General features: G+C 72.6%; 8 protein-coding genes. All 8 read left to right on the top strand.

The features are described from left to right. Positions 1 to 350 precede the first annotated feature (350 nt). Positions 351 to 533 (top strand): lysine biosynthesis protein LysW, encoded by a 183-nt coding sequence (locus DY218_RS27795; protein ID WP_128558902.1) that lies wholly within the window; start codon positions 351 to 353, stop codon positions 531 to 533. 67 nt (positions 534 to 600) lie between these two features. Beyond that, positions 601 to 1,629 carry an N-acetyl-gamma-glutamyl-phosphate reductase gene (gene argC, locus DY218_RS27790; protein WP_128558901.1) on the top strand — a complete coding sequence of 343 codons (1,029 nt, stop codon included), beginning with the start codon at positions 601 to 603 and terminating at the stop codon, positions 1,627 to 1,629. A 12-nt stretch (positions 1,630 to 1,641) separates the two neighbouring features. Further along, positions 1,642 to 2,508, top strand: a complete 867-nt coding sequence (locus DY218_RS27785; protein ID WP_128558900.1) for a [LysW]-aminoadipate kinase — start codon at positions 1,642 to 1,644, stop codon at positions 2,506 to 2,508. Then, complete coding sequence (locus DY218_RS27780) at positions 2,501 to 6,709, top strand: non-ribosomal peptide synthetase (RefSeq protein ID WP_128558899.1); 4,209 nt, start codon at positions 2,501 to 2,503, stop codon at positions 6,707 to 6,709. Before DY218_RS27785 ends, DY218_RS27780 begins: the two co-directional genes overlap by 8 nt. After that, positions 6,706 to 7,908: an acyl-CoA dehydrogenase family protein gene (locus tag DY218_RS27775; RefSeq protein ID WP_128558898.1), complete on the top strand. Its 1,203-nt coding sequence runs from the start codon at positions 6,706 to 6,708 to the stop codon at positions 7,906 to 7,908. The genes DY218_RS27780 and DY218_RS27775 overlap by 4 nt, the downstream gene beginning before the upstream one ends. Positions 7,909 to 7,927: 19 nt before the next feature. Continuing rightward, entirely contained in the window at positions 7,928 to 9,022 is a 1,095-nt protein-coding gene (locus tag DY218_RS27770; RefSeq protein ID WP_128558897.1) for an acyl-CoA dehydrogenase family protein, read from the top strand. A 151-nt stretch (positions 9,023 to 9,173) separates the two neighbouring features. Beyond that, the gene (locus tag DY218_RS27765) at positions 9,174 to 10,520 is read left to right on the top strand and encodes a M20/M25/M40 family metallo-hydrolase (protein WP_128558896.1); all 1,347 of its coding nucleotides are present in this window, start codon (positions 9,174 to 9,176) and stop codon (positions 10,518 to 10,520) included. A gap of 108 nt (positions 10,521 to 10,628) precedes the next feature. Continuing rightward, positions 10,629 to 12,757, top strand: a 2,129-nt coding sequence (locus tag DY218_RS27760; RefSeq protein ID WP_147336182.1) for an AMP-binding protein, incomplete at its 3' end; no start/stop codon positions are given.

Raw genomic sequence — 12,757 nt, 5'->3', positions numbered from 1 at the left:
CGAAACCCACCCGCCACGTGATACGCCGACCCCGCACCCAACCGATCCAGCAGACACAACCGCTCCTGACCGAACGACGCAGGGAACACGTAGACCTCGTCGTCGAGCTCAAGATCAGACATGGCGGTTGCCACCCTCCTCGTGGGCCCGGAAGCCGGGCGGAACAGTTGGGTTCAGCGTCGCCGTCCGCCGCGGGCGCAACCAGTCAGGAGAGACCCCTACGGGAGAACGCCCACCCCGCCGGGGCCCGGCTGTAGGGATTCGCCCGACTACCGCGGCGCACGCGATGCCGTGAACCTCGTGTCAGGCCGGCGGGAGCACCCCGGCCGACCGACACGAGGAGGAACAGGATGTCCACCGCCACCGCAGCAATCTCCTGCCCGGAGTGTGAGAGCGACGTGACCGTGGCCGACGGGATCCGGCAGAACGAGATCGTCGAGTGTGCCGCCTGCATGAGCGAACTCGAAGTGGTCACCGTCGAGCCGCTGCTGCTCGCCGTCGCCCCGGAGGTCGAGGAGGACTGGGGCGAGTAGGGACGCCGGCCCGCGTACCAGCCGGGCAGCACGCCCCCTGTCCATCACCCCACTCCAGGAGGTCCTGGTGATCCGTGCCGGCGTCTACGGCGCATCCGGATACATCGGTGGAGAGCTGCTCAGGCTGCTGCTCGGCCACCCCGACGTAGAGATCGTGAGCGCGGTGTCGACCACCCGCGCACGACGACGGGTCGACTCCGTCCACCCCAACCTGCGGGGAAGCACCGATCTGTGCTTCTGCGCACCGGAAGACATCGGTGACTGCGATGTGATCTTCACGGCGGTCTCGCCGTCGGTGGCCATGGAACTGGTTCCGCAGATCGCGCACCGCACCCGCGTACTGATCGACCTCAGCGGCGGGTTCCGGCTGCGCGATCGCGCGGAGTTCACTCGCTACTACGGCGAGCACAACTGCCCCGAACTCCTGGGCGAGTTCGTCACCGGCAGGCCCGAGACCCATCGCAAGGAGCTCACCGAGGCGGACCGGATCTCGGTCCCCGGCTGCATGGCCAACGCGGCGACGCTCGCCCTGCACCCCCTGGCGGCCGAGGGGCTGATACGTCCCGAGGTGACCATCGACGGCCGGGTCGGCTCCAGCGGCTCGGGAGTGACCGCCGACATCATGAACCTGCACGCCGAACGCAGCGGTGCCATGCGGGTGTTCAAGCCGCAGCGGCACCGCCACGAGGCCGAGGTGGCGCAGAGCACCGGACTCACCGTCCGGATGAGCGCGACCGGAGTGGAGGCGGTCCGCGGCGTCCAGACGCTGATCCGGGTGTCCGCCGCGGACGGTGCACGGCTCGACGACCGGGAACTGCGCCGCCTGTACCGCGACTACTACGGCGGCGAGCCGTTCGTGCGCATCGTCGCGCAGAAGCGCGGGCTCTACCGGCTGCCCGAGCCAAAGATCCTCATCGGCTCCAACTACTGCGACATCGGCTTCTCCACGGACCCCGAGGACGGCACGGCGGTCCTGGTGGCCGCCCTGGACAACCTCGTCAAGGGCGGTTCGGGAAACGCCGTACAGGCCATGAACATCCGCTTCGGTCTGCCGGAAACCCTGGGTCTCGGGTTCCCCGGCCTGCATCCGGTCTGAGAGGGGCACGCCATGGGAAACGGACTGACCGTCGTCAAGTGCGGCGGAGCGGCGGGAGTCGACCCGGTACGGGTGTGTGCCGATGTGGCCCGCCTGGTCGAGAGCGGCGAGCGTGTCGTCCTGGTGCACGGCGGCTCCGCCGAGCTCGATCTGCTCGCCGAACGACTCGGCGTGCCCCGGCGTACCCTCACCGCGCGCAGCGGCGTCACGTCCCGCTACACGGACGACGCCACCCTCGAGGTGCTGACCCTGGCGCTGGCCGGCCAGGTCAAGCCCGCCCTGCTGACCGAGCTGGCCGGCCACGGCATACCCGCGACGGGCCTGACCGGCATCGACGCGGGTCTGCTGCGCGCCCGCCGCAAGAAGGCCATCCGGGCCCGCGTGGACGGGCGCACCGTCCTGGTGCGCGACGACCACAGCGGCAGGATCTCCGAACTGGACCCGGCGGTGCTGAAGGTGCTGCTCGACGCCGGGATCACCCCGGTCGTCTCGCCGCCGGCGCTGGCCGAGGACGGCCGTCCGGTGAACGTCAACGCGGACCGGGTCGCCGCCGCCGTCGCCGCCGGTCTCGGGGCGCGCCGGCTGCTGTTCCTCACGGCCGCGCCCGGCGTCCTCGCCGACCCCGAGGACGCGGGCAGCCGGCTCGAGCAGTGCGAACTGCCCGCCGACGGCGGGATTCCGGGCGTCGGCGGCGGAATGCTCGTCAAGCTGATCGCTGCCCGGGAGGCGCTCGAGGGCGGGGTGCGCGAGGTGCTGGTCGGCGACGGCCGGGTGCAGCAGCCGATCCGCCGGGCCCTGGACGGCGAGTCGACCGCGGTCGTACTGCGCCCCGACGCCCCGGGGACCGGCCACCACCGATCAGGAGAGTCAGATGAGTGAACTGAGGCGGGCGCCGCGCACCGCCGTGTCGTCCGGTGCGATCCGTCGGGCGGACCGCACCGCGCGCCCGGCACCCGCGGCCGGTGCCGGCGGCGCGAAGGACGCCCTGCGCAGACTGCAGAACAGCCGCAAGGACCATCAGGGCATCGAGCCCGCGGACCGCGACCGCAGCCTGCCGCTGGCTGCGGCACAGCAGCGGCTGTGGTTCCTCGACCAGTTGAACCCCGGCTCCGCGGCGTACAACGCACCGCTGGCGCTGCGGCTGACCGGGCCGCTGGACACCGCGGTCCTCGAGCGGGCGCTCGGCGCCGTCGTGGCGCGGCACGAGATCCTGCGTACCCGCTACGGCAGCGCGGACGGACTGCCGTTCCAGATCGTCGACGCCCCGGGGCCGGTGCCGCTGCCGGTCACCGATCTGCGCGAACTGCCCGCGGCGGAACGCGAACCGCGCGCCGCCGAGCTGATCGCCGAGGAGGCCGCGCGGCCGTTCGACCTGGGCACCGGCCCGGTGTTCCGGGCCGCCCTCTTCCGGCTCGCCGCCGACGAGCACATCCTGCTCCTGAACATGCATCACATCGCCACCGACGGCTGGTCGACCGCGATCATCTCCCAGGAGGTGACGGCCCGTTACGCCGCCGAGGCGGCCGGGGCGGGCGACCCGCTGCCGCCGCTCCCGGTGCAGTTCGCCGACTACGCCGTGTGGCAGCGGCGGATGCTCGCCGCCCCCGGGTTCGAGAAGCGGCTCGCGTACTGGACGGAACGGCTGGCCGATCTGCCGGTGCTCGACCTGCCGACCGACCGGCCGCGCCCGAAGGAGCCGACCGGCAGCGGATCGGTGCTCGAGACCCGGCTGCCGGCCGCACTGCAGCAGTCCATGGTGGAGCTCGCGCGCACGGAACGCGTCACCGCGCTCACCGTGGCCCTGGCCGCCTTCCAGGTGCTGCTCGCCCGGTACACCGGCCAGCAGGACATCGTCGTGGGCTCGGTGGTCAACGGCCGTACCCGCAAGGAGATCGAGCCGCTGGTCGGCTTCTTCGCCAACACCCTGGTGCTGCGTACGGACACCTCCGGCTCGCCCACCTTCCGCGAACTGCTCACCCGTACCAACGAAGCAGTGGTGGGCGGGCTGCTGCACCAGGACGTGCCGTTCGACAAGCTGGTCGAGCGGCTCAGGCCGGACCGGGAGTCCGGACGCAATCCGCTGTTCCAGATGTCGTTCACGCTGCAGAGCGCTGCGGCCGAGGAGCAGGACTGGGGCGAGCTGCGCATCGAGCAGGTGCCGCTGGTCGTGGGCACCTCGCGGTTCGACCTCGCCATGCAGCTGACCGAGGTGCCGGGCGAGGGCTACCAGCTGTGGGTGGAGTACTCGACGGAGCTCTTCGACGCCGAGCGGATCGAGCGTCTGATGACGCACTATCGGCAGCTCCTGACGGCGATGGTCGCCGACCCGGAGGTCCGGGTGGACCGGGTGGAGCTGCTCGGCACGGCCGAACGCGAGGCGCTGACCCGGGGCGAGAACCGCACCGACGTGGTGTACGACACCGGCGAACACTGCCTCCACCAGCTGTTCGAACGGCAGGTGGACGACCGTCCGGACCAGCCCGCGGTGCGCTTCCGCGGCCGCCGGCTGACGTACGCCGAGCTCGACCGCCGCGCCAACCGCCTGGCACACGCGCTGCGCGCCCGCGGCGTCGGCCCGGAGAGCCGGGTCGGGGTGATGCTGGAGCGCGGTCTCGAACTGCCGGTCACCCAGCTGGCGATCCTCAAGGCCGGCGCCGCGTATGTGCCCCTCGACCCGGTGCACCCGGCCAACCGCATCGCCTATGTGCTCGACCGTGCCGGCTGTGAACTCGTGGTGACCGAGGGGCCGTTGGCCGAGACGCTGCCCGAGTCGGCGGAGCTGCTCGACTGGCGTGACCCGGATCTGCTCGACGAGCTGGAGACCCGCTCGGACGAGCGTCCCGTCCTCGCGGTGCGGCCGCGCAACCTCGCCTACGTCATCTTCACCTCCGGGTCCACCGGCAGCCCCAAGGGCGTCCTCGTGGAGCACCGCAGCGCCGTCAACTTCACCAATTCCGCGGTGGAGATGTTCCGTCTCGGTCCCGACGACCGCATGCTGCAGTTCGCCAACCCGGCCTTCGACGTCAGCGTCTTCGAGATCTTCGGCGCGCTGTCCTCGGGCGCCACCCTGGTGCTCGCGCCCCGTGACACGCTGCTCGACCCGCCGTCGCTCGCCGCGCTGATCCGCGAGGAGGGCGTCACGACCGCGGACATCCCGCCGTCCCTGCTCGCCGTGCTCGATCCCGCCGAAGTCCCCGGTCTGCACAAGCTGTTCGTGGGCCTCGAGCCGTTCCCCGGCGACCTCGTGGACCGGTGGCGCGACGGCGGGAAGCGCGACTTCCACAACGGGTACGGCCCCACGGAGACCACCGTCGCCTCCGTCGACCACCTGTGCGGACCGCAGCGGACGTCGGCGAGCCCGCCGATCGGGCGGCCGCTCGCCAACCAGTACGCGTACCTCCTCGACCCGTACGGCGCGCCCGTGCCGCGTGGCGTGGTCGGCGAGCTGTGGATCGGCGGGCTCGGGCTGAGCCGCGGCTACGCGGGCTCGCCCGGCGCGACCGCGGAGCGCTTCGCGCCCGACCCGTTCGCCGCCCCTGGCGGGCGGATGTACCGCACCGGGGATCTGGCGCTGCGCCGCAACGACGGTGATCTGGAGTTCTTCGGCCGTGCGGACAGCCAGGTCAAGATCCGCGGTCTGCGGATCGAGCCGAGCGAGATCGAGCAACTCCTGGCCAGGCAGCCGGAGATCCGGCAGGCCGCGGTGATCGTCGACACCACCGACCCGGGCGGCCCGCGCCTGGTGGCCCATGTGGTGCCGGCGTCCGGTGATGTGCCGTCCGGCGCGGTGCTGCGGGACCGGCTCGCCGCCGATCTGCCGCCGTACATGCTGCCGAACGCGTTCGTGACGCTGGACGGTCTGCCGTTGAACACCAGCGGAAAGCTGGACCGTACCCGGCTGCCCGACCCGGCGCAGACGCAGTCGCAGTCCGCCGAGCGCCGCGACGCCGCTCCCGCGACCGGCACGGAACGGACCGTCGCCGGGATCTGGGCCGGTCTGCTGACGTCCGACAGCTTCGCCCGGGACGACAACTTCTTCCTGGTGGGCGGTAATTCGATGCAGGCCACCCAGCTCCTGGCCCGGATCAGGGAGGCCTTCGGCGTCGAGGTGCCGCTGCACAAGCTGTTCACGCACGCCACGATCGAACAGCTGGCGGCGCTCATCGACACCGCTCGCGAGGAGGCGGAGCCCACACGGGCGACGGAGCCCACACGGACGACCGCAGGCACGGGTGAGACAGCGGCGCGGACCCACGCGCCGGTGGTCCTCGCGGCCGGCGACGCGGGCCGCCCGGTGCTCCATCTGCTGCACCCCAGCGGCGGCTCCGTCGCGCCCTACGTGCCCCTTGCCGGCGCACTCCGCGCGGACCAGCCCTGCCACGCACTGCCCGCACCCGACCTGAGCGGCGAGCTGACCGATCCGGTCGGCGCGCTGGCCGAGGCGCACGCCGCGGCCGTACGGGCGGCGCAGCCCGAAGGCCCGTACCTGCTCGGCGGCTGGTCCACCGGCGGCGCCCTCGCCTTCGAGACGGCCCGCCGGCTGCGCGCCACCGGTGCCGAAGTGGCCCTGGTCGCGCTCCTCGACACGGATGTGCCGCCCGGGCTCGCCGAGCCCCCCAGCACGGCGCAGGCACTCGCCCTGTACGCGTCCGACGTGGCCGGCCTCGGCGGCTCGGACCGTGCACCCGACACGGACGGCATCGCAGCGCTCGACGAGGAGGAGCAATTCACCGTGGTCGCCCAGCGGATCATCGACGCCGGTCTCGCACCGGACAGCGGAACCGAACAACTCCTGGCCGGAATGCGCACCTTCGTGACGACGGTACGGGCGGGCGCCGTCTGGCGGCCGGAACCCGTGGACGTACCGCTCGCCCTGATCACCGCCGACACGGACGGCGCGGACGACCGCGCCCGCTACTGGACCGGTCGCACCTCGGCGGACTGCCGGCACCTGCGGGCCCCCGGTGACCACTACGGCATGGTCGCGGCGCCGCACGTCGGAACGGTCGCCGAGCTGCTGCAGGACATCATCGACGGCGCCGCGACCGGCTCCGTCCGGGAGAGGGCGGGGAGCCGATGAGCACCGACACGGCGAGCACACCGCGCGGCACGGCGGCGGACGGCGACCACTGGTTCACGCCCGAACAGCACGCCTTCCGGCGGCAGGTACGGGAGTTCTTCGCCGAGGACCGGGTGCGCAAGGCCGTCGACGCACTGGCGGAACACGCCCCGCGGGAGGAGAGCGGACTGCTCGACGTCTACCGGTGGCTGGGCGAGCGCGGCTGGCTGGCCGCCGCCTGGCCGCGCGAGTACGGCGGACTCGGGCTCTCGCCGGTGGAGGCCGGGATCGTACTGGAGGAGATGATCCTGCACGGCGTCCCGGAGGACCAGCATGTGCTGAGCATCGACACCGTCGGCCAGTTCCTCCTGGAGGTCGGCACGCCCGAGCAGCGCGACCGCCATCTGCCGCCGCTGGCCCGCGGCGAGCAGATCGCCACGGTGCTGTTCTCCGAGCCGCACTGCGGCTCCGACCTCGCCGCGCTGCGCACCGCCGCCGTGCCAGACGGGGACGGCTGGCGGCTGTCCGGGCGCAAGATCTACAACCAGAAGTCCCAGTTCGCCGAGTGGGCGCTGTGCGCGGCACGCACCACGGACGGACCCGTCAAGTACCACGGCATCACGCTCTTCCTGGTGCCGCTGCGCTCCCCCGGCATCGTCATCAGCCCGGTGTGGAGCATGGGCGACGAGCGGTTCAACGAGATCGTCATCGAGGACGTCCGGCTCACCCGGGACCATATCGTCGGCGGGATCGACCAGGGCTGGGACCTGCTCAACGACATGCTGCTCCTGGAGCGCACCGGCATGGACTTCCAGGCCAAGCTGCGCCGCTGGCTGGACTCGACGATCGCCGACGCCCGGCGCACCGGCCGCATCCGGGAACCGGCGTACGCGCAGCGCCTCGTGGACCTCGACGCCCGGCTCGAGGCCGGCCGTGCGCTGGCCTGGCGGATGGTCCGGGCCCGTGCGGAGGGCCGGGCCGACCCGGTCGCGTCCGCCGCCGCGAAGTGGTTCGTCACCCAGCAGTCCGACGAGCTGGTGCGGTTCGGCAGCGAAGTCACGGGCCTGGACGGGCTGTTGAGCGGCTGGGACGCCGAGGCGCTCGACCTCGGACGGCCCGAGTCCGTCTACCGGCAGAGCCCGGCCCACACTCTGGCCTCCGGCACGTCCGAGGTGATGCTGCACATCATCGCCGCGTCCGGGCTCGAACTGTTCTCCTGAGACCCCGAGAGGACCCCGCATGTCCGCCACACCCGACGAGATCACCGACCTCTTCACCGGCGAACTGTCCGCCACGGTGCGCCGCATGGGCGACGGACCGGTGGCCGGCGGCGCTCCGCCCGAGGAGCTGGTCCAGGCCCGGGAGGCCGTCTGGGAGATGCTCGGCGACCTCGGTCTGCTGCACCGCGTCACCGACGGCACCGAGACCCCGCAGGAGCTCGTCGAGATCGCCGAGCTGATGGGGCGCTCCCTGTACCGCAGCCTGTACCAGGACACCGCCGCGGCCGCCGAGTTGATCGCCGCGCACGGCACCGCGCCGGCACATCGCGGCCTCCTGGACGCGATCGCCGACGGCAGCGCGGCCGTCGCACTGGCTCCCCGGTCCGCGGGTACGGACGATCCCGCGGTGCCCGGCGCGCTGCGGCTCTCCGACGCGTCCGGTGTCCTGCGGGTCTCCGGGTCCCGCCGGTTCGTGCCGGCCGCACACGAGGCGGAACTGCTCCTGGTCGTCGGTACGGTCCCGGACGGGATCGCGCTGGCCCTGGTGCCGGCCGACGAGCCGGGTGTCACGCTGCGGCGGCAGTACGAGATCTCCCGCGGTGACTTCCACGCGGTCGAACTCACCGAGGTCCCGGTGCTCGGCGGCCGGCTCCTCACCACCCCGGCCCAGGCCGTCACCGCCTGGCGGCGCACGGTCGCCAGGACCCGGGTCCGGCAGGCCGCGTCGCTGACCGGTCTCGCGCAGGGCGCCCTCGACCTCGCCGTCGAACGCGTCAAGCAGCGCGCACAGTTCGACCAGCCGCTGGCCCGGCACCAGACCGTCGCCTTCACACTGGCCGCGCTCAGCGCCCGGATCACGGCCGTACGTGTGCTCGTCGAGGAGACGGCGCACACCCTCGTACAGCGCCCGGACGACGAACTGGCCGCCTGCCAGAGCCTGTTCCTCGCCGCCGAGCTGGCACGGGACTGCGCCGCACAGTCGCTGCATCTGCACGGCGCCCACGGCATGACGGAGGACGCGGACATCCAGCTCTTCTTCCGCCGCGCGGCCGTCGAGGCCCTGCTGTGGGGCACGCCCGCCCAACTCCGCGCATCCGCCGCCGACTTGCTGTGAAGCCGAGGGCGCCGCCCGGTATGCAGCCGGGGCCCACCCGGTGTGCAGCCGGGGCGCCTCCCTGCTGTGCAGCCAGTGGCCCCACCCCGATGCGGGACCAGGAGCGACTCCCGCACGTGCACCCGCATTCACCGTCCCGAAAGGACCGGTCATGTCACAGGCCGAAACCCCGCCGCCCGCCGTGGACCCGATTCCGATCCTGCAGCGGCTCATCCGCTTCCGCAGCGTCAACCCGCCCGGCGACGAACGCGAGTGCGCGGAGTACGTCGCCGAGCTGCTCGCGGGCGCCGGGATCGAGTCCGAACTGCTCGGCCCCGATCCGGAGCGCCCCAATCTGGTGGCCCGGATACCCGGCCGCGGCGAGGCACCGCCGCTGCTCCTGCACGCGCACTCGGACGTGGTACCGACCGGCGGGCAGCAGTGGACCCATCCGCCGTTCGACGGGCTGCTCATCGACGGCGAGGTGTGGGGCCGGGGCGCCATCGACATGAAGGGCGGCCTGGCGATGATGCTGGCGGCCCTCCTCACGCTGCACCAGCGCGGCGAGGCCCCGGCCGGCGACGTCGTCCTCGCCGTGGTCCCCGACGAGGAGAACGGCAGCCGGGCGGGGGCCGGTTGGCTCACCGCCGAACGCCCGGACCTCTTCGAGGGCATCCCGTACGCGATCGGTGAGGACGGCGGCGCGGCGCTCACCTTCCGGCCCGACCGCCGCTTCCACCCGGTCGGCGTGGCCGAGAAGCGGGCCTGCTGGCTGCGGCTCACGCTGCGCGGACGCGGCGGGCACGCGTCCCGGCAGGGCTGGCCCGATCTCGCCGTGCACAAGCTCACCGACCTGCTGACCGCACTGCGGGACCAACGGCTGCCGACCCACATCACCCCCGCCCTCGACCGGATGCTCGCCGAGCTCAGTGGTGCGGTGGACCAGGAGCTGGCCGCGGAGCTCACCGCCCTGCGCAAGGGCGAGCGCTCCACCGTCCCGTACGAACTCCTCGACGTCGCCGACGCCGTCTATCTGGACTCGCTGCTCCGGCACACCGTCAACGCCACGGTGATCCGCACCAGCGACAAGATCAACATGATCCCGGACGAGATCACCGTCGACCTCGACGGGCGCATCCTGCCCGGTGACTTCACCGTCGAGGACTACATCGGCGAACTCCGTGAAGTCGTCGGCCCCGAGGTCGAGATCGAGCTGCTCCTGGAGGGCTCCCGCACACCGAAGGCGGAGCCCGAGCTGAGCCCGTTCTACGAGCGGCTGGTCGAGATCCTGCGCGAGGCGGACCCCGAGGGCGTACCGCTGCCGGTGATCACCCCGGCCTCCACGGACGCCCGGCTGTTCGCCAACCTGGGCATGGACTGCTACGGCTGGCTGCCCATGCTGCTGCCGGCCGGCTCCCGCTACCAGGACAGGATGCACGACGCCGACGAGCGAGTGCCCGCCGACGCCGTGCGCTTCGGCGCCGACTGCCTCTACCGCCTGCTCGGCGCGCACCCCTGATCCGTCGGCGCCCCGGCGGACGCCGCCGGCTCCCGCCTCCTTCGAGTCCCGCCCCCTTTCGAGTCCCGCCCGTCGAATCCCGCCCCGTCCCTCGTACCGGAGGAAACCATGTCGTTCCGCCCCGCCGACCTCGTCGAGATGCTGGCCCTCCGTGCCGCCGAGACTCCCGACGCCACCGCGTACATCCTGGTGGAGGAGGACGGCTCCGAGCGGCGGCTCAGCTACCGGGAACTCGACACCCGGGCCCGCGCGGTCGCCGCCTCGATGCAGGCCGACGGCCTCGCCGGGGGCCAGTCACTGCTGCTCTACCCGCCGGGTGAGGAGTACATCGTCGGCTTCTTCGGCTGCCTGTACTCGGGCACGGCCGCGGTACCGGTCTACCCGCCGACGAGCCCCCGCGGCCTGGAACGGCTCCTGGAGATCGTCCGGGACGCGCAGGCCACCACGGCGCTCACGGACGACGCGACGCTCCAGCTGGTACGCGCCATGGGCGACCAGATCGACGGCCTCTCCGGTCTCGCCTGGCAGGCCACCGACACCGTCCCGCAGGACGCGGCGGACGCCTGGCAGGAGTTCCTGCCGGGCTCCGACGCGCTGGCCTTCCTCCAGTACACCTCCGGCTCCACCGGCGCGCCCAAGGGCGTGATGCTCCGGCACGGGAACCTGATCGAGAACTCCCGCGTCATCGCCACCGCGAACGGCTCCTCGCCCGACAGCGTCGGCGTCAGCTGGCTGCCCCCGTACCACGACATGGGCTTGATCGGCGGCATCCTGCAGCCGGTGTACAGCGGCTTCCCCTGTGTGCTGATGGCGCCGATGGCGTTCATCCGTCAGCCGCTGCGCTGGCTGGACGCCATCAGCCGGCACGGGGGCACCATGAGTGCGGCGCCGGACTTCGCCTACGCGGAATGCGTCCGCCGGATCACCGAGGAGCAGCGGGCCGGGCTCGACCTCTCCAGCTGGCAGCACGCCATGGTCGGCGCCGAACCGGTGCGCCGGCGCACTCTCGACGACTTCGCGCGGGTCTTCGGACCGCACGGATTCCGCCGCACCTCCTTCCACCCCTGCTACGGCCTCGCCGAGGCCACCCTCTTCGTCACCGGCGGCAAGCCCGTCCCCGAGCCGAGCGTCGTCTCGCTCACCGAGCACGGAGTCGTCGCCGACGACGGCTCGCTCGCGGCCGAGGACGGTGTCACGCTGATCGGCTGCGGCACGGTGCAGGGCGACGACCACGTCGTCGTCGTGGACACCGAGTCGCTGCGTCCGGTCGCCGACGGCGAGGTCGGCGAGATCTGGGTGTCCGGACCGTCCGTGGCGCAGGGGTACTGGGGCCGGCCGGAGCAGACCGAGCTGACCTTCGCGGCGCAGCCGGCCGAGCCGGACGGCCGCAGCTATCTGCGCACCGGCGACCTGGGCTTCCGCCACGCGGGCGAGCTCTACGTCACCGGCCGGATCAAGGACCTGATCGTGGTCCGCGGCCGCAACCACTACCCGCAGGACATCGAGTACACCGCGGAACTCAGCCATGAACTCCTCGTCCCCAACCGGGCCGCCGCCTTCGGCCTCGACGACGGCGACGGCGAGCGGGTGGCACTCGTCCACGAGGTGAGCCGGCAGTTCCGCGAGGAGGACACCGACGAGGTGCTGGCCGCGGTCCGGTCCGCGGTGTCCGTGGAGCACGGACTCGCCCTCGCCGACATCGCGCTGGTGAAGATGGGGTCGCTGCCCCGCACGTCCAGCGGCAAGATCCGGCGCCGTGCCACACGGGAACGCTTCCTGGCCGGGGAGTTCAAGGTCCTGGCGCACGCCGACGGCTCCGAGCCGGTCGGCGGCAGCGCGGCGGCGCTCTTCGCCGACGATCCCACCGGCATCGGCGCCCGGGTCGCGGCACGGGTGGGCGAGATTCTCGGCGTGCCCGTCGAGCAGGTCTCGGCGACGCAGCCGCTGGTCGCGCAAGGGCTGGACTCGCTGCGCGCGGTGCAGCTGCGCTCGGCGCTCGAGGCGGAGTTCGAGGCCTCCGTTCCGCTGGCCGAGCTGATGGACGAGACCTCGGTCGGCCGGCTCGCGGAGCTGGTGGCGCAGACGGCGGGAACCCGCCGGGAGACGGACACGCCCCTGGTGAAGCGCTCGGGCGCCGCGGCGGCGGAGAACGCTCCTGCGTCGTTCGGTCAGGAGCGGTTGTGTCTGCTGGATCGGTTGGGTGCGGGGTCGGCGTATCACGTGGCGGGTGGGTTTCG

The sequence above is a fragment of the Streptomyces triticagri genome, assembly GCF_003429565.1.
Lineage (GTDB): Bacteria > Actinomycetota > Actinomycetes > Streptomycetales > Streptomycetaceae > Streptomyces > Streptomyces triticagri.
The sequence above is the reverse complement of the archived record's forward strand: the minus strand, read 5'-3'. Positions and strand labels throughout refer to the sequence as shown.

Coding starts and splice junctions, on each gene's coding strand:
- DY218_RS27795 (WP_128558902.1), top strand. CDS start 351: ATGTCCACCGCCACCGCAGCAATCTCCTGCCCGGAGTGTGAGAGCGAC.
- DY218_RS27785 (WP_128558900.1), top strand. CDS start 1,642: ATGGGAAACGGACTGACCGTCGTCAAGTGCGGCGGAGCGGCGGGAGTC.
- DY218_RS27780 (WP_128558899.1), top strand. CDS start 2,501: ATGAGTGAACTGAGGCGGGCGCCGCGCACCGCCGTGTCGTCCGGTGCG.
- DY218_RS27775 (WP_128558898.1), top strand. CDS start 6,706: ATGAGCACCGACACGGCGAGCACACCGCGCGGCACGGCGGCGGACGGC.
- DY218_RS27770 (WP_128558897.1), top strand. CDS start 7,928: ATGTCCGCCACACCCGACGAGATCACCGACCTCTTCACCGGCGAACTG.
- DY218_RS27765 (WP_128558896.1), top strand. CDS start 9,174: ATGTCACAGGCCGAAACCCCGCCGCCCGCCGTGGACCCGATTCCGATC.